Genomic DNA, 16,412 nt, shown 5'->3' with positions numbered 1-16,412 from the left:
GGATACTTGGTGGTGGTGAAGGAGTAGCGTCATGACACGCTCGCACGAACCTTTGATCCGGCTGGCCCGGTTCAAGGTGGAAGAACTACAAAAACAAATGGCAGAGCTCGACCGCTCGAAAGCGGCGCTGACGAACCAGATCGAACGGCTTGAGGCCTCCGTGCCGGAAGAACAGGCCGCGGCGACCCAGTCGAAGGACGGCTATCTCGCTTATGGATCCTATGCCCAGGCGGTGATCAAGCGGAAGGATAATATCCGCGCCTCGCTCAATGAGGTTGAAGCCCAGTCCGACGCCCTGCGCGACCGGCTGGCGGAAGCCTTCCAGGAATTGAAGAAATACGAACTGCTCGAAGAGCGCCGCGTGGCGCGGATCGAGCAAGCTCAGCGCGAGGCCGAGCAGGCCGAGCTGGACGAGATCGCCTCGATCCGTCACCGGCGCGCGCACTAGCCCGGATCGCTATCCGGGAGGGATGGAGAGCGAGCCAGGCGTGTGGGACGCCGGCTCGCTGTCCTGTGTCTGACGATCAGAAAGTCCGGCGCCAGCTGACATCCAGGCGCAGGGAGCGTCCAGCTTCGGAGACGCCGGCGAAGACGCGCTCATAGTCTTCATCAAAAGCGTTCTCGATCCCGGCATTCAGCGTCAGCCCGTTATCGACCAGAGGCTGCCAGCGGGCATAAAGATCCACCACAGTGTAACCGTCACGGTGTTCGGCCGTCTCGGCGGGCTGGTCATACTTGCCGGCCCACTCGATGCGGCTACCCAGGATCAGCCGCTGGGCGTCGAAACGGTAGCGTCCGTCCAGGAACAGACGGGCCGGGGTCAGCGAGCCCAGCGCCGCGCCGGTTGTTTTATCTTCGCCATCGAGGGTCGAGACACTGGCGTCGAGGCTGAACGGGCCATTGGCAAACTGCATCTGCGCTTCGAAGCCGGACAGCTCGGCCTGGCCGACATTACGGCTGCTGGACGTCCCCGCCGAGCAGGGGGCGAAGAAAGGCGGCACAAAACATGTGGCATCAAAGGCAAAATCCACCGACAGGTCGATCAGGTCCTCGGCCTCGGTTTCAAACCAGGCGGTGCGCAGTGTCAGCTCATCAACGCCCGCTCGGTCAGCCAGGTCGAGGCTGAAGCCGATTTCCAGGGTTTCGGTGAACTCCGGGGTCAGATCCGGATTGGCGATAAACTCATTGCTGATGAAGACCGGCGCGCCGAGCACGATGTGCGGCAGGGAGAAATGCGTCCCGTCCATATAGAGTTCGTTGATCGAGGGGGCGCGGAACGCCTCGCCCCAATTAATGTACATGTTGAAGCTGTCGACCGGGGCATAGGTCAGGCCGAACCGGGCCGAGGTCGCATCATTGCTCGTCGCCGCCTCGCTGGGAGAGCGCGTCTTGAACTCATCAAAGCGCACGCCGGGCAGGATGATGACCCGTCCCGGCAGGCCCAGCGGGGCGGGGCCATCAAGCTCCAGCTGGGCGTAAACGGCGGTGAATTCGCTGCTCGCATCAGGCGCTCCGCCGCGCACACCATCGCTGGTCGCAGTGTCGAGGCCATCCTGCTTGTCCTCGAAATACTCCCCGCCCACGGTCAGGCCGCCGGTCCAGGCGTCGAGGGTAAAGCCGAACCGCTGCTGGGCGCGGATACCGGTGGTTTCCAGATCACGGCGCAGCTGGCGTGCGGACCCGGTCTCGTCCTCGCTTACGCTGTTTTCTGTGCGGTACAGCGTGAGACTGGCATCCAGCCAGGGCAGGCTGGCCGGGTTTGCATCAAAGCTGAAGGTGAGGGTGTCATTCTCGATCTCCTTGTCGACCAGCGCATTGAAGGCGTTCACGCCGGATACGCCCTGACCATTATTGGGCTCGACGGCCTCGCCGCTGAAGGTCTGCCAGGAGAGTTCGGCGCGGACACCGTCCGACACTTCGGCACCGAGTTTCACGAGCGAGGAAATCGAGCGGTCATCGGCGGGCAGGTCATCGCCGGAGCCCAGGGCAATATCGCCGGAGGCGCGCGAAGTGAGCGAAGCGAGATAGTCGAAACGCCCGTCCGCGCCAAAAAGGGTCACGAGGCCACGCTCTTCTTCATCGACCGATCGATAACCGGCACCGATCTCAAAGCCCCAGCTGTCATCCTCGCCCAGGAAGTCGAGGGCATTGGCACTGCGGAAGGCAACCACTCCGCCTGATGCGCCAGAGCCGTAAAGCGCCGAGGCCGGCCCGCGCACCGTGTCCACACCGACCAGAAGGCTCGGGTCCAGGAAGATCGCGCCATCATGGGCAGAGGAAAAATTCTGCCGCGCGCCATCGAGCAGCAGCGTCGTATTGGCCCGGCCCTGACCGCGCAGGGAGATGGTCTGGCCGGTGCGCCGCGGGCCGCCGGGCACATCGACCCCGGCGATGCCGCGCAGAAGATCATCGAGGTCCACCGGTTGCACCAGGTCGAGGGTCTCCTGGTCGATCGTGCTGGTCAGGCCGGGATAAACGAAGCTGTCGAAATGGGTCTGGGTCGCCTCCACCACGATTACTTCGCGCTCCATTTCGGCGTTGGCAGCATCGGCCAGGGCTGCGGGTGTGAGCGCCAGGATGGCGGCTGTGGAGAGAAGACAGGAACGCATGACGATTTTCCTTGCGAATGATTATCAATTGCGGCATCTATCGCGCCATCAATTGCAAATGCAAGTGCGAATCGTTCGCATAATGCAGTCAATAATTTTCGGGGATTGCTTCAGTGACCGTCTCTTCCATCTCAAAAACCGTACTCGTCCTGGCGAGCGCCTTGGCGCTCACCGCATGCGCGACAACGTCTCAGACCGCGACCACCGCGCCCATGATCGAGCGCAGCCAGGCGCAATTCGAACAGGACCGCGAAGCCATCCTGGCGATGCAGGGCGAATATGCTGTCACCTTCGATTTCATCGAGACCGTGGCGATTGAGCCGGGCTATCAGCTCGCCGATCAGAAAACGACACCGGCCCGGGAAGTGGTGATCGTGGTCGAAGACACCGGCGACTTCATCATGCTGCAGCACCTACTGCTCGCCGGACCGGAAGAGAGCCCCTTCATCGTCAAGCACTGGCGCCAGGACTGGCGCTATGAACCGGCCACGGTGCTCGCCTTTGAAGGGTTTGACGAATGGTCGATCGAAGCGGTCCCGGCCAGCGAGCGCGCCGGCGCCTGGTCGCAAACGGTCTATCAGGTCGATGACAGCCCGCGTTACGCGGCGGTGGCCCGGTGGGATCATGGCGTTGATGCCTCGACCTGGGAGCCACCGGTCTCCTGGCGCCCGCTGCCGCGCCGCGATGACACCACCCGCGATGATTATGACGCCATTGCCGCTGTGAACCGTCACACCATCACCGAGTGGGGCTGGGTCCATGACCAGGACAATTCCAAACTCAATCTGCGCGATGGCGTCGAACGCGAGATCGTGCGCGAAATCGGCACCAACACCTATGTCCGCACCGAGCTGGCCGGCGTTGAGGCCGCCCATGACTACTGGGACGCAACAGCGGATTACTGGGCCCGCGTGCGCGAGCACTTCCTAAACCTGGAAGCCCAGCCGGCCGGGACCCGTTTCCACATCGAAGACGACCAGGACGGAACCCTGCTCTACGGCCCGCTGCTGGAAGCCGGCCAGCGCATCCTGTTTGGCCTGTCAGACACTGAGGGTGCTTGGGATGACGCCGAGCCGCTGCTCAATCAGCAGATCAGCGTGATCGAGTAGGGGGGCAGGTTGTAGCAGTTTCCCCCGGATTTATTCTTTCCCCGGACTTGTTCCGGGGCCTGGTGGAGACGAATAGGTCGATGACTCTAGGAGCCGGCAGCGCCAAGAGTCATCAACGCCGGGGTAACGCCGGACCCCGACATGAAGTCGGGGGAAGGGGTGGGCATTTGAACCGTGAGACCCAGGCCCCTCCTCGCCCTTGATGGGCGCGGTCCCGCGCAGCGGGGGAGTGGGTGACGCGGCGAAGCCGCCACTTAAACCCGGCACCTCTCTCGCAAGTTTTTCTGCGTCTTCGGCGCGCACCCACTCCGTCTTGCGGCTGCGCCGCAATCCACCTCGCCCATCAAGGGCGAGGAGGGGGAGGCGCGACTCTTCGAAAACCTGATGCTTGAAACTGGTACGAGCCCGCGCTTATCTCGGGGTCGATCTGGGGAATTCGAATAATGACAATGGATAGCCGGTTTTACGGGCTCGTTTTAGGAAGCCTAACATCACTGCTGGCCTGGGGCTCCTTTGCCGGACTAACGCTCTGGGTATTCGGCGCCTGGCGTACGGTCGCTATCGATGGATATCAAAATGCCATCGCGGTTTTTATCGCAGTTGCGGCGGTGGCTGGGTTGGCGATTGATTGGGTTACCTACATCGCTATCCGCTCGAAAACCCCGCTGAGGGCTCGAACCGATAGAAGTACGATGACGGTCGCTGTGTTCTTCGTCTGGGAAAAGTACGTGGTGCTCTGGGGACGTGGTCGTTCAAACAATGCTGGGGAATAAACGGAAACCCACACCGTATTATCAGCCCTTTCACCCCTGACGGAGGCGCCGCTTCTGCGAGGGCATGCAAGTCCGGGCCTGCGTCCGAGATTACAAGTGATTCGGCCCCTCCTCGCCCTTGATGGGCGAGGTCCCGCGCAGCGGGGGAGTGGGTGACGCGGCGAAGCCGCCACTTAAATCCGGGACCTCTCTCGCAAGTTTTTCTGCGCCTGCGGCGCGCACCCACTCCGTCTTGCGGCTGCGCCGCAATCCACCTCGCCCATCAAGGGCGAGGAGGGGAACCGCCCGCTTTTTGCCGCAACTGCTACGCCCTCATCCCGGACTTGATCCGGGACCTCGAGGGCGCCGCGCTCGACGTTGTCTGGGTCCTGACATGCGTCAGGATGAGGGGAAGAGGGCTCTAAACCCGCGAATATCGCTTCTTGGCCCAGTAGATCACGCCAATGGTGATGAAATAGATCGCCAGACGCATTAGGACGACAATGCCGCCGCGTTCATCGAGCCGGGAGAAGGCGAAGTCGAAGGCGAAATCCGGCGGGATGCCGGTCGCCCAGCGGTAGAAGAAGGGGGCGATGGCATCGACGGAGAAGGCGATGGCGGCGGCGGCCGGCCATTGCGGCCATTTGCGCATGATCAGCGCCGCGATCAGTGACAGGACAATGATCAGCCACCAGTCAAACGGCGTGAACGCCATGGTCAGCCGGTCAGCAAAACTCTCATACATGTTCAACGCCCCACATTTTATGCCCCGGGGGACAGTTTAGGCGGCTTCGCGGCCTCTTGCGAGGGTTCCGGCCAAAGCCTGGATATCCTGGGCGGCATCGCTTTGCGGCGAACGCACGGACAGGCACATCTGGGCGCGGATTGCGGCCGGTACCGCATCATCGCGCCGGACCACCCCGGCTAGGACCGGAGTGAAGCTCAAAAAGCTTTCACAGGTTTTCTTGAACGCACCGAAGGCCTCGTGGGCGGCGGCCCGGCTCGGCGCGTTGTTGACGACGACCAGCGGCGCAGCGCCATCATCATGCAGGCGCAGCGATTTGACGAAGGCATAGGCGTCGGTCAGCGAGGTCGGCTCGTCATTGATGACCAGGACGACATCATCCGCGGTCATCGCCAGGCGCAGCGTGGCGCGGTCGGCGCCGGCGGCGAGATCGAGGATGGCGCGATCATAGGTCATCGACAGGGCGGCAATGCCGGTGGCCAGCTTGGTCAGGCCGGTGCCGGACAGATTGGCCAGAGCGCCGGAGCCTGAGCGGCCGGAAATAACATCAAAGCCGCCGCGCTCGAGCGAGCCGCCCAGCGCCGGGGCAACCGCATCATTGAGCGCGACCTTTCCATTGAGTACGGCTGCGATATCGGCATTGGGATACAGCCCCATCTGCACATCGATATTGGCCATGCCGAGATCGCCATCAACGAGCAAAACGCGCTCATCCATTTGCGACAGGGCGCGGGCCATGCCGATGGCGAGCGAGGTTTTGCCGACGCCGCCCTTGCCCGAGGCGATAGCGAGAACGCGGCCGGCCGCGCTCGATTGGGGTGCGGATGCGATCTTCATCTAGAGATCCTCGTCGAACGGGTTGAGGCGGTCCTCGATGAGGGCGCGGGCCAGACGCAGCGGCGTGGCCGGAGCCAGGCCGCCGCCGATAAAGGGCGTGGAGGACATTTGCGCAAAGGCGAGGCCGGTTTCCGCGACGCCGAGCATGGCGCCCATGCGGCGCGCGCAGTCGATTTTCACCGGAATGGCGCGGCCGGCCCCGATGGAAGCGAACAGCGAGGCTGCATCCTCGGCGTCCTCGGTGGAAAGACCGGCGTCAAACACATAGACGATCTCGGCCTCGGCGCTGTCGGCGAAGGCGAGGGTCATGTCGAGATCATCGAGCTCGAACGGATTGACCGCCGGGCTGTCGATCAGCACCGGGCCCTGCATGTCGTGCATCAGGTCAGCCATTTCACGCGGATCATCGACGGTGCGGAAGCCAGCGCCCATTTTCGAGGCCAGCGCAGCGAGGCGTTCATCGGCGCCGGCGCGTTCACCGTCGCAGGACACTAGGGTGGGCGCGCCGCCGCCGATAATGCAGCGGGCTGCGGTCTTGGCGAGTGCCGAGGTTTTTCCAACGCCGGGCGTTCCGGCAAACAGGACCGGGTTTTCCGGCACGGCGGGAATGGGCTGGAAGGCGTAGCGGGTTTCCATGGCGTGGGCGAGGCGGGCGACCGCATGACCATCGTCCAGATCCTGGGCCGAACGGATCAGCGCCTGGGCAGCAATCCCCGGCGCGCGATGATAGCCGAGTGCGTGGATGACACGATCGAGCTGGGCGTCTTCGCGCTGACCGCGTTCCACCTCGGCTTCTTCGCTCAAACGCTCGGAGCGTTCGCGCACCGGCTCGGGCATGTCCCGCACGGTTCCTGATTCGGTCGCAGCGCGAACCTGCACCCCACCATCGGGACCATCGCCTGTGGAGATAATGACCGCTTCCGGGCCCATTTCCCGTCGGACGTCTGACATGGCTTCGGTCAGACTGGGAGCTGCAAAGGTTTTCAGGCGCATTTAAGGGTCACAACCAGCTTCAAAGTTCAAATCAGCCGACATGCCCCAAGGTCTGAAGGCGCGCGCTCGGGTGAATTTCATTCTGCGACATGACCACGGTTTGTGGCCTGAATCGCTCAACCAGAGAACGCACATACGGACGAATCAGAGGGCTCGTCAGCAGCACTGGTACCTGACCCTGAGCTGAAGCGGTTTCGAAAGAGTTTCTAACTGCAGCGACGAAGTCATGCAGTTTCGACGGCGCCAGGGCGAGCTGCTTGCGCTCGCCTTCACCGACCAGCGCATCGAGGAAGGCCTGCTCCCAGTGCGGCGACAGCGCCATGACCGGCAGCACACCATCGGGCGCGCGGTTGGAATAACAGATCTGGCGCGACAGGCGCGAGCGCACATGCTCGACAATGGCTTCCAGGTGCGAGGTCGTGGCGCTGGCCTCGGCAATACCTTCGATAATGGTGGCCAGGTCGCGGATCGAGATGCGTTCCTTGATCAGCGATTGCAGCACACGCTGGATGCCGGCGCGGCTGATCTGGGCCGGAACGATGTCGTCGACCAGCTTCTTGTGCTCTTTCGACAGCTTGTCGATCAGCTTCTCGACCTCGGCATAGGAGAGGAGGTCGGCCATGTTGTCGCGCAGCAGCTCGGTCAGATGCGTGACCATGACGGCGGCTGGCTCGACAATGGTGTAACCGCGGAAGGAGGCTTCCTCGCGCAGGCCTTCCTCGATCCAGGTCGCCGGCAGGCCGAAGGCCGGTTCCTTGACATGCTCGCCCGCCATATCGATCGGCAGACCGCCGGGATCCATGACCAGGAGCTTGGTCAGGACCAGATCGCCACGGCCCGCTTCGAGTTCCTTGATGCGGATAGCGTATTCCTGATTGCCCAGCTGCATATTGTCGACAATGCGCACGGCCGGGGTGATGAAGCCCATCTCTTCCGCCAGCGAGCGGCGCAGGGCGCGGATCTGGTCGGTCAGCTTGCGGCCATCGACATCATTGATCAGCGGCAGGAGGCCATAACCGAGCTCGATCTTGAGCTCATCAATGGTCAGGCTGTCCTCGATCGGGGCTTCCTCCGGCGCAGCTGCTTCGCCGTCTTCGCCGGCAGCCGCACCGCCTTCAGCGGCTTGCAGTTCGGCCTGTTCGGCCTCGGCGCGCTTGGCCTCGGCATCGCGGTTCATCCAGGCCAGAGCGCCGGCACCCGCCGACATCATGGCGAAGGGAATGAACGGCATGCCGGGCAGAACGCCGACGATAAAGGCAACGCCGGACACTAGGCCCAGACCCTGCGGGTTGGCGGTCAGCTGGCCGAACACGGCCTTGTCGGCTTCGCCATCGACGCCGGCCTTGGAGACCAGCAGGCCGGCAGCCACGGAGATGATCAGGGCCGGGATCTGCGAGACCAGGCCATCACCAATGGTCAGGGTCGAATAAGCGCTGGCTGCATCGCCCAGCGGCATGCCGGACTGGACGACACCGATAATAATGCCGCCGACCAGGTTGATGCCGGTGATCATCAGGCCGGCCATGGCGTCGCCGCGGACGAATTTCGAGGCACCATCCATGGCGCCGAAGAAATTGCTCTCGCCTTCCAGCTCGGAGCGGCGCTTGCGGGCTTCCGCTTCGGTAATCAGACCGGCTGACAGATCGGCATCGATCGCCATCTGCTTGCCGGGCATGGAATCCAGGGTGAAGCGGGCAGCGACTTCGGCGATACGGCCGGAACCCTTGGTGATGACGACGAAGTTCACGATCACCAGGATGGCAAAGACAATAACGCCGATAACGACATTGCCCTGCATGACGAAGGCGCCGAAGGCCTCGATCACCTCACCGGCCGCATCGGTGCCCTCATGACCCTGCGACAGGATCAGGCGGGTCGAGGCGATGTTGAGGCCGAGGCGGAGCAGGGTGGTAATCAGCAAGACCGCTGGAAAGGCCGAGAATTCCAGCGGCTTCTTGATGAAGAGGGCGGTCATCAGGACCAGCACCGAGATCGAGATGGAAATGGCCAGCGACATGTCCAGCAGGACTTTAGGCATGGGCAGAAGCAGCATCACCAGGATGCCGAGAATACCCACGGCCAAGGCTACATCACCGCGCAGAACGCGGTTCAGGAATGCCTGGATGTCAAACTGGGAACCGCCAGCCGGCGGGGTACCTGTCGTATCGGCCACGTCGTTGTCCTATCAGGCAGCGCTGATCCCGGGGGCGGGCTGGTTCGGCTGGGGAATATCCACGCCCTGATCGGCATAGAGCTTCAGCTTGTTGCGCAGGGTGCGGATGGAAATGCCGAGAATATTGGCGGCATGCGTCCGGTTGCCCAGGCAGTGGTCGAGCGTGTCGAGGATCAGATCCTGCTCCACTTCCGCGACCGTTTTGCCCACCACGGCACGCTGCACCGCATCAGCCGCATCTGCGGCATGGCGGGTAACGGTGCTGGATGCTCCGCCGGTAAAGGCAGAACCGTCCGGCATGCGGATCGCGTCGGGACCAATCTCGCGGCCGGAGGCCAGCAGCACCGCGCGGTGCATGGCGTTTTCCAGTTCACGGACGTTACCGGTCCATTCGCGGGCCAGAAGCTGGGTCTGGGCCGCGTCGGAAATCGGACGGTCATCGATCTGGTTGGCCGCGGCGTATTTGCGAGCGAAATGCTCGGCCAGGGCCAGAATGTCAGCCGGGCGCTCACGCAGCGGCGGCAGGGCCAGATTGACGACATTCAGGCGGAACAGGAGGTCTTCGCGGAAGCTGCCGTCGGCGACAGCCTTGCGCAGATCCCGGTTCGAGGTCGCCAGAATGCGAATATTGACCTTTACCGGCTTGGTGCCGCCGACGCGGTCGATCTCGCGTTCCTGGATCGCACGCAGCAGCTTGGCCTGCAGTCGCACATCCATTTCCGAGATCTCGTCGAGGAGAAGGGTGCCACCATCGGCCTCCTCGAACTTACCTACACGCCGGGCAATGGCGCCGGTAAACGCGCCTTTCTCGTGACCGAAGAGTTCGGACTCGAGCAGGTTTTCCGGGATCGCCGCACAGTTGACGGAGACGAAAGGCTTGTCCGAGCGCTTGGACTTGGAATGGACATAGCGCGCCATGACTTCCTTACCGGCGCCGCTTTCACCGGTGATCAGCACCGAGGCTTCCGAGCCGGAAATACGGTCGGCCAGCTCGATTACCGTTTGCATGGACGGGTCGCGCGCGATCATCGGGCGCTCATCGTCGGCGACCGCTTCCAGGACCGCAGCGATCAGATCGGCGTCCGGCGGCAGCGGGATGAATTCCTTGGCGCCGGCGCGGATCGCGGCAGCGGCGGCCTCCGGGCGGACATTGACGCCACAGGCGACGACCGGGACCGTGATGCGCTCGCGCTCATTGGCGTCGATCAGCGATTGAACATCGAGCGACAAATCCACCATGAGCAGGTCGGCCCCCCGGCCGGCCCGCAGATGAGCAGTTGCCTGTTCGATTGTGTCGACCTGCGAAACCTTGGCGCCGCGATCGATGGCGATCTTGGTGGCGGTGTGCAATTGCCCGCCCAGGCTTCCGACGATCAGGACTCGCATGGCGTCCCCTCCATTCTTGTTGTGTTACCAAGGTGCAGCATCATGCAGAGTCCCCGTCCTTGATGATTTCCGTCATGGTGACGCCGAGCCGGTCTTCGACCACGACGACCTCGCCGCGCGCGACGAGACGGTTATTGACGTAGATATCGATGGCTTCGCCGATCTTGCGGTCGAGCTCGACGACCGAACCGGAGGTCAGCTTGAGCAGAGAATTGACGTCGATATGCGCTTTGCCGAGTACGGCAGAGATGTTGACCGGAACGTCGAAGACCGGCGCCAGATCGGCAGCGCTCTTTTCTTCTTCATCCATCATCGCCTCGCCGGCGACGACCGGCGTGTTGGCTTCGGGCTGGTCCTCGCTGCTCAGTTCCGGCAGGTCGAAATTATTGTCGTCATTCATGTGCGGGCCTCCTTAAGCGGCCGATGCGCCGGGAGCGGCGCCGCCTTCTGCTGCGGGCTGCGCGGCCTCTTCAGGCGGCGAGGCCAGCCAGCGCTGGACGATGTCTTCAAGGCGGGCCTCGATATCAGCCGTCGACCTCTGGATAGCGCCATTACCCCATTCCAGCCGGACATCGGCACCGTTCATGCCGGCTTCGCCGCGAACCTGGACAGCACCGTCAAAGCCGCAATCGCGGGCGGTTTGCTCCAGTCGTTCAGCAATCATTTCAGCAAGTTCCGGCGCACAGCGCACGGAAAAGCGCGGTTCTGAGCGCAGGTCATAGACCGCTTCGCGAACCAGGCTTTCGACGGTTTCAGCGGGATAGCTGTTGAGTGCCTCGCCGGCGATCTTCTTGGCTGCGGACAGACCCAGCTGGGCCGCCTCCACACGCAGGGCTTCGCTTTCCGTGGCCAGGCGGGCGAGGATCAACTGCATCTGGGAAGCGACAGCCTGCAGCGCCTGGGCGCAGCGGCCTTCCTCCATCTCCCGGCCTTCTTCAACGCCCCACATGCGGGCGGCGTCGACATCGTCCTGGGTGAAAAAGCGCTTGAAGCTCTCACCTTCGCGCAGGATCTCACCGTTCTCGTCAAACTCGGTGTCGAAGTCGAATTTCATCGGTTTCATAGCGTCGACTTCTCCTAGTAGATCAACTCGTCATCGGCCCCGCCATCGGCCAGCATGATTTCACCTTTCGCGGCGAGATCCTTGGCCAGGGAGACGATGGATTGCTGGGCCTGGTCGACATCCTTGAGCCGCACCGGGCCCATGGCATTCATGTCTTCCTTCATGATTTTCGCCGCGCGCTCAGACATGTTCGAGAAGAACAGGTCGCGCAGGCTGTCCGATGCGCCCTTCATCGCCAGGGCCATCTGGTCCTTGTCGATGGCACGCATCAGGGTCTGGATACCGCCCGGATCGAGCTTGGAGAGGTCCTCGAAGACGAACATCAGCGAGCGGATCTTCTCGGCGCTGTCGCGATTGCGCTCTTCCAGCGCTGCGAGGAAGCGGTTCTCGGTCTGGCGGTCGAAATTATTGAAGATGTTGGCCATCATCTCGTGGCTGTCATGCTTCGAGGTTCGGGCCAGGTTGGACATGAATTCGGTGCGCAGCGTTTCCTCGATGCGGTCGAGGATTTCGCGCTGCACCGGCTCCATGCGCAGCATGCGGGTCACCACTTCCATGGCGAAATCTTCCGGCAGGGCGGCGAGCACGCGGCTGGCATGCTCGGATTTCACCTTCGACAGGACTACCGCCACGGTCTGCGGGTATTCATTCTTGAGATAATTGGCGAGAACGACCTCGTTCACATTGCCCAGCTTGTCCCACATGGTCCGGCCGGCGGGACCGCGCAGCTCTTCCATGATGGTCTCGACCTTCTCGCCCGGCAGGAAGGAGGTCAGGAGGCGTTGGGTCGCTTCGAACGAGCCCATCAGCGAACCGGTCGAGGACATCTGGCCGACAAAATCGACGATCAGCTTCTCAACGGCCGTCGAGGAAATCGTGCCCAGATTGGACATAGCGGAGGAGACCTCGCGGATCTCTTCCTCGTCCAGATGTTCCCACAGGCCGTGATCTTCCTCGCCCAGGGCGAGCAGGATCACTGCGGCCTTCTCCGGTCCGGAGAGGCGGCTGGGATCTTCGATGGAGCGTCTGCCGTCGGCCATGTCTCTACTCAGGTCTCATGCAGCCAGGAGCGCAGGATGGAGATCGACTCCTCCGGATGCGCTTCGACGATGCCGACCACCTTCTTGATGGAGGAGGCCTTCACCTGGCCGTCGATTTTTTCGATATCAATCATGCTGCTGGCACTTCCCATTCCATCACCACCCGGCAGCGCGGCGGGGATGTCCGCAGCGGCAGAGGGCAGGGCGGTCGGTGCATTGGGCGTGTCCAGCATGGCGCCACCACCACCTGCACCGGCACCGGCCAGGGCGAGGCCTTGCGGCATCGGCGTGCTGCCGGCGCCTTTGACCAGCGGGCGAGCCACCAGGAAGATGATCAGCATGGCGGTGATGAACATCACCAGGATTTCCGCGCCACGCATCAGATCATTCTTGTTGAAGCTGAAGCCGCCGGCTGCGGCGGTGCCGAGCAGCGGGTCTGCCCGGGCAAATTCCATCTGCGAAACGGTCAGGGTGTCCTGGCGCACGCCGGGTTCATCGACGAAGCCCATGGCCGAGCGCACCAAGGCCTCGATCTGGGCAATTTGCTCATCGGGGCGGGCGCTCCACTGTGTGGTGCCATCTTCGAGGGTTTCCAGAATACCGTCGACGGCGACAGCCACAGACAGGCGGCGGATTGCGCCGGCCTCGGTCACCTGCTGACGGCGGGTCGAGGAAATCGAGAAATTGACGGTCTCATTGGAAACCTGGCGGTTGGATTCGCTGGTCGGACCGTTTTCGCCTTCGGTGCCGTTGTCCGGCAGGTTTTCCGAGGCTGAAACCGCATTGCGATTATTACCGTCCGTGTCGGAGGAGCTTTCCTCGGAGCGCTGGCGCGACGCCAGGACAGCACCTTCCGGGTCGAAGGTCTGGGAGTTTTCCTCAATGCGCTGGCGGTCGAGCTCGGCAGTAACCTGCACACGGGCGGCGCCCGCACCGACAACGCCTTCGACAATATCGAGAATGTTCTGACGCAGCTGGGCCTCGATCGACGCCTGGCGTTCATCCATGGCAAGGCTGGTGCCGGTCTCGTCGTCCGAAGCGCTGGCCAGCAGCCGGCCGCGGTCATCGGCGATGGAGACATTATTGGCATCGAGCCCGGCGCCGGAGGCGACCAGATTGCGAATCACCCGGATCTGCTCGGAGTTCAACGTGCCGCGGGTGGAAATCGTAACCGCGCCGGTCGGGTCGATCTGATCGCGCACGAAGAGGCGGCGCTCGGGCAGGTTCAGGTGAACCCGGGCTGAGGACACATAGTTCAGCGACTGGATGGTGCGGGCCAGCTCGCCTTCCAGGGCGCGCTTGGCATTAATGTTCTGAACAAAGCTGGTCTGGCCGAAGCTGTCCTGCTGGTCGAAGATTTCATATCCGACCGAGGCGCCGGTGATCGGACCGCCTGTCGCTATGCGGACACGGGCCTCATCGACCTGGTCGCGTGCCACATAAAGGGCCGTACCGCCTTCGCGGATTTCATAGGGGATGTTGGCCTGGTCCAGCACCTGACCAGTCGCGACGGCTTCAGCCGGATCGAGGCCGGCATAAAGCAGGGCCTGCGAGCCGCCGCCCACAGCGCTGGAAAAATAAACGAGCGCAGCGGCAACGCCGGCGGCCAGGCCAAAGATGGCGGCCAGTCGTCCGACGCCGAATGCGCTAAGCTGCTGAAGAAGTCCGTTCACGTAAACCCTGCCCATGACTGTGCGCACAACGGCGCGAAGCACTGGGCAGAATTTTCCTACCGGTTCCGTAAACGAGACCTTAAGACGCGCGCATAGCTCATTAATCTTACCGTGATTTCCACAGTAAGACTGACTAACACGCTCAAATCATGAGTGAACGGCGGCCTTAGGGGGGAGAAAGGCCGCCGTTCATGCTGCGCTTGGTCAGGGGATAGCGTCAGCGGTAACTTTGAATGCGCGTCGTACGCAAGCCGGCGAGGCCGTGCTTGTCGATCGAACGCTGCCACCCGAGGAATTCCTCGACAGTGAGCGAGTAACGCTCGCACGCCTCTTCGAGCGAGAGCAGGCCACCGCGTACTGCGGCCACCACCTCGGCCTTGCGGCGCACGACCCATCGCTGCGTGCTCGGTTGTGGAAGATCGGCCAGCGTCAGCGGGCTACCATCCGGTCCAATGACATAATTTTCTTTTTTAAGGCGCGGCTGCATGTCCGGTCCCCGTGTTTTTTTGTTTATGGTGTGAACCTACACGCGGGCGTTTAACATCCGCCTAAACCCCTAGGTAAATTTGTGTTTAATGGTTGCGGCGAAATTTTCTTCAAATTCGGCGCTTTAAAACCAAAGAAAAAGGCCCCGCCGGAGCGGGGCCTTTACGGCTTGAAGCGTCAGGTGGTGGACTATCGCTTCATCCGGATGGCTTCATCGAGCATCTCATCGGCCGTGGTGATGATTTTTGACGATGCGGAGTAGGCTCGCTGGGTCGTGATCAGCGTGGTGAATTCGGTCGCCAGGTCGACATTGGAGTTCTCCAGCGTCGAGGAGGAGATCGATCCTGCCGAACCCAGGCCGGGCTGGTTGAGGGTATAGGTGCCGGATTCCGGGGTCACCGTATAAGTGCCGCCAGATTCCGCCTGCAGGCCGTCCGGGTTCACAAAGGTCGCGACCGGGATCTGGTAGACCTTGCGGATGATACCGTTGTTGAACTTGGCGAAGACAAAGCCTTCATCATCCACTTCCACGCCGGCGAAGTTACCGAAGGCGGAACCGTTCACATTGGTGGAGAGCAGAGCCGACGGGCTGTCATACTGGGTGAAACCGCCCGGGCTGGTCGGATCGCCGAAGTCCAGGGTGATGGACTGCGCCGCGATACCGGTCGCCAGCGACCACTGGAAGTCGTTGGCGCCAAGCGCCGCGACATTGTCGGAAGCCAGGAAGTTCAGCGCGGTCGGCAGCGTCGTATTGGTGCTGTCGAGACGGCCCTGAGTGTCGAAGGCGACAATGCCAGTGGCGATCTGGCCGTCAACAAGTCCCGCACCCGTGGTCACTTCCGAAGCCGGAACCATGTGGATCTCGGCATGCCATTGGTTCGGGGTCGAGCTTTTCAGCATCGAGATGGTGATCGAGCGCACACCGCCCTGGCTGTCATAGAAAGGAATCGTGCGCTGGAAGTCCGGCGTCACCGTGCCCGACGCCATATTGGTTGCGGAAACCGCCGGTGCGTAGGTCGCTTCAGCCGCCGAGACCGTCTGGCTGGCCAGCAGGTTGGCGTTGATGCCCATGATCGAGGTCGGCTCGGCCGCGCCACCGATGGAGGACAGGTTGATCGTTTCCAGCGTGTTGAGGTCGGACGGGTTGGTCGGGACCGTGCCGTCTGCCGCCACCGGCCAACCGGCGAGATATTTGCCGGCATCATTGCGAAGGAAGCCCGAGCTGTCGGCGATGAAGCGGCCGGCGCGGGTGAAGGAGACCGGGTCGGATGCGTTGGCATCGGCCGTGTCGCGGACGACGAAAAGGCCATTGCCGGCGATCGCCAGGTCGGTCGGCGAATTGGAGCCGGTCAGAAGGCCGGACTGGGAAATATTCAGCTGGGTCTTGGAACCGACACCGGCAGCCGTGTAATTGCCGCCTTCGCCACGGCTGTCATACATCGGCGTGAAAATCGCGGTGGCGCGCTTGTAGCCGACCGTGTTGACGTTGGCGATATTGTCCGAGACCGCCGCCAGGGCGCTCGAGTTAGCGATCAGGCCGGAAGCG

15 protein-coding genes are annotated in these 16,412 nt (G+C 62.6%); 3 read left to right on the top strand and 12 right to left on the bottom strand.

The genetic code is table 11. The features are described from left to right. Positions 1 to 31: 31 nt before the first annotated feature. On the top strand, positions 32 to 448 hold the full coding sequence (fliJ, locus tag Q1V57_RS09740) for a flagellar export protein FliJ (RefSeq protein ID WP_300530074.1): 417 nt from the start codon (positions 32 to 34) through the stop codon (positions 446 to 448). Between the two features lie 76 nt (positions 449 to 524). Here fliJ and Q1V57_RS09735 read toward each other — a convergent pair whose 3' ends face one another. Continuing rightward, on the bottom strand, positions 525 to 2,609 hold the full coding sequence (locus Q1V57_RS09735; RefSeq protein ID WP_300530072.1) for a TonB-dependent receptor: 2,085 nt from the start codon (positions 2,607 to 2,609) through the stop codon (positions 525 to 527). Positions 2,610 to 2,722: 113 nt separating this feature from the next. On the opposite strand from Q1V57_RS09735, the gene Q1V57_RS09730 reads away from it, so the two are divergent. Both Q1V57_RS09730 and Q1V57_RS09725 read left to right on the top strand, forming a co-directional pair. Further along, entirely contained in the window at positions 2,723 to 3,718 is a 996-nt protein-coding gene (locus Q1V57_RS09730) for a DUF6607 family protein (protein WP_300530070.1), read from the top strand. Positions 3,719 to 4,161: 443 nt separating this feature from the next. Next, positions 4,162 to 4,491, top strand: a complete 330-nt coding sequence (locus tag Q1V57_RS09725) for a hypothetical protein (RefSeq protein WP_300530068.1) — start codon at positions 4,162 to 4,164, stop codon at positions 4,489 to 4,491. A 400-nt stretch (positions 4,492 to 4,891) separates the two neighbouring features. Here the strand turns inward: Q1V57_RS09725 and Q1V57_RS09720 are convergent, their stop codons facing one another. The 11 genes from Q1V57_RS09720 to Q1V57_RS09670 all read right to left on the bottom strand — a co-directional run. Then, complete coding sequence (locus Q1V57_RS09720) at positions 4,892 to 5,215, bottom strand: hypothetical protein (RefSeq protein ID WP_300530066.1); 324 nt, start codon at positions 5,213 to 5,215, stop codon at positions 4,892 to 4,894. A 36-nt stretch (positions 5,216 to 5,251) separates the two neighbouring features. Next, entirely contained in the window at positions 5,252 to 6,052 is an 801-nt protein-coding gene (locus Q1V57_RS09715) for an AAA family ATPase (RefSeq protein ID WP_300530064.1), read from the bottom strand. Then, a complete protein-coding gene (locus tag Q1V57_RS09710) occupies positions 6,053 to 7,045 on the bottom strand; it encodes a flagellar biosynthesis-like protein (FlhF) (protein WP_300530062.1) in 993 nt (330 codons plus the stop codon). 31 nt (positions 7,046 to 7,076) lie between these two features. Next, complete coding sequence (gene flhA, locus Q1V57_RS09705) at positions 7,077 to 9,218, bottom strand: flagellar biosynthesis protein FlhA (RefSeq protein ID WP_300530061.1); 2,142 nt, start codon at positions 9,216 to 9,218, stop codon at positions 7,077 to 7,079. A gap of 12 nt (positions 9,219 to 9,230) precedes the next feature. Then, complete coding sequence (locus Q1V57_RS09700; RefSeq protein WP_300530060.1) at positions 9,231 to 10,604, bottom strand: sigma-54 dependent transcriptional regulator; 1,374 nt, start codon at positions 10,602 to 10,604, stop codon at positions 9,231 to 9,233. A gap of 40 nt (positions 10,605 to 10,644) precedes the next feature. Then, the gene (gene fliN, locus Q1V57_RS09695) at positions 10,645 to 10,917 is read right to left on the bottom strand and encodes a flagellar motor switch protein FliN (RefSeq protein WP_366145126.1); all 273 of its coding nucleotides are present in this window, start codon (positions 10,915 to 10,917) and stop codon (positions 10,645 to 10,647) included. Between the two features lie 99 nt (positions 10,918 to 11,016). Beyond that, entirely contained in the window at positions 11,017 to 11,667 is a 651-nt protein-coding gene (locus Q1V57_RS09690; RefSeq protein WP_300530056.1) for a FliH/SctL family protein, read from the bottom strand. A gap of 14 nt (positions 11,668 to 11,681) precedes the next feature. Then, a complete protein-coding gene (gene fliG / locus Q1V57_RS09685) occupies positions 11,682 to 12,707 on the bottom strand; it encodes a flagellar motor switch protein FliG (protein WP_300530054.1) in 1,026 nt (341 codons plus the stop codon). An 8-nt stretch (positions 12,708 to 12,715) separates the two neighbouring features. Further along, positions 12,716 to 14,380 carry a flagellar basal-body MS-ring/collar protein FliF gene (gene fliF / locus Q1V57_RS09680; protein ID WP_300530053.1) on the bottom strand — a complete coding sequence of 555 codons (1,665 nt, stop codon included), beginning with the start codon at positions 14,378 to 14,380 and terminating at the stop codon, positions 12,716 to 12,718. A 217-nt stretch (positions 14,381 to 14,597) separates the two neighbouring features. Then, positions 14,598 to 14,867, bottom strand: a complete 270-nt coding sequence (locus tag Q1V57_RS09675) for a DUF1153 domain-containing protein (RefSeq protein ID WP_300530052.1) — start codon at positions 14,865 to 14,867, stop codon at positions 14,598 to 14,600. Positions 14,868 to 15,055: 188 nt separating this feature from the next. Then, positions 15,056 to 16,412, bottom strand: a 1,357-nt coding sequence (locus Q1V57_RS09670; protein WP_300530050.1) for a flagellar hook protein FlgE, incomplete at its 5' end; no start/stop codon positions are given.

This window comes from Maricaulis sp. (genome assembly GCF_030149425.1).
GTDB lineage: Bacteria > Pseudomonadota > Alphaproteobacteria > Caulobacterales > Maricaulaceae > Maricaulis.
The sequence above is the reverse complement of the archived record's forward strand: the minus strand, read 5'-3'. Positions and strand labels throughout refer to the sequence as shown.

Coding starts and splice junctions, on each gene's coding strand:
- fliJ (WP_300530074.1), top strand. CDS start 32: ATGACACGCTCGCACGAACCTTTGATCCGGCTGGCCCGGTTCAAGGTG.
- Q1V57_RS09735 (WP_300530072.1), bottom strand. CDS start 2,609: ATGCGTTCCTGTCTTCTCTCCACAGCCGCCATCCTGGCGCTCACACCC.
- Q1V57_RS09725 (WP_300530068.1), top strand. CDS start 4,162: ATGACAATGGATAGCCGGTTTTACGGGCTCGTTTTAGGAAGCCTAACA.
- Q1V57_RS09720 (WP_300530066.1), bottom strand. CDS start 5,215: ATGTATGAGAGTTTTGCTGACCGGCTGACCATGGCGTTCACGCCGTTT.
- Q1V57_RS09715 (WP_300530064.1), bottom strand. CDS start 6,052: ATGAAGATCGCATCCGCACCCCAATCGAGCGCGGCCGGCCGCGTTCTC.
- Q1V57_RS09710 (WP_300530062.1), bottom strand. CDS start 7,045: ATGCGCCTGAAAACCTTTGCAGCTCCCAGTCTGACCGAAGCCATGTCA.
- Q1V57_RS09700 (WP_300530060.1), bottom strand. CDS start 10,604: ATGCGAGTCCTGATCGTCGGAAGCCTGGGCGGGCAATTGCACACCGCC.
- fliN (WP_366145126.1), bottom strand. CDS start 10,917: ATGATGGATGAAGAAGAAAAGAGCGCTGCCGATCTGGCGCCGGTCTTC.
- Q1V57_RS09690 (WP_300530056.1), bottom strand. CDS start 11,667: ATGAAACCGATGAAATTCGACTTCGACACCGAGTTTGACGAGAACGGT.
- fliG (WP_300530054.1), bottom strand. CDS start 12,707: ATGGCCGACGGCAGACGCTCCATCGAAGATCCCAGCCGCCTCTCCGGA.
- Q1V57_RS09675 (WP_300530052.1), bottom strand. CDS start 14,867: ATGCAGCCGCGCCTTAAAAAAGAAAATTATGTCATTGGACCGGATGGT.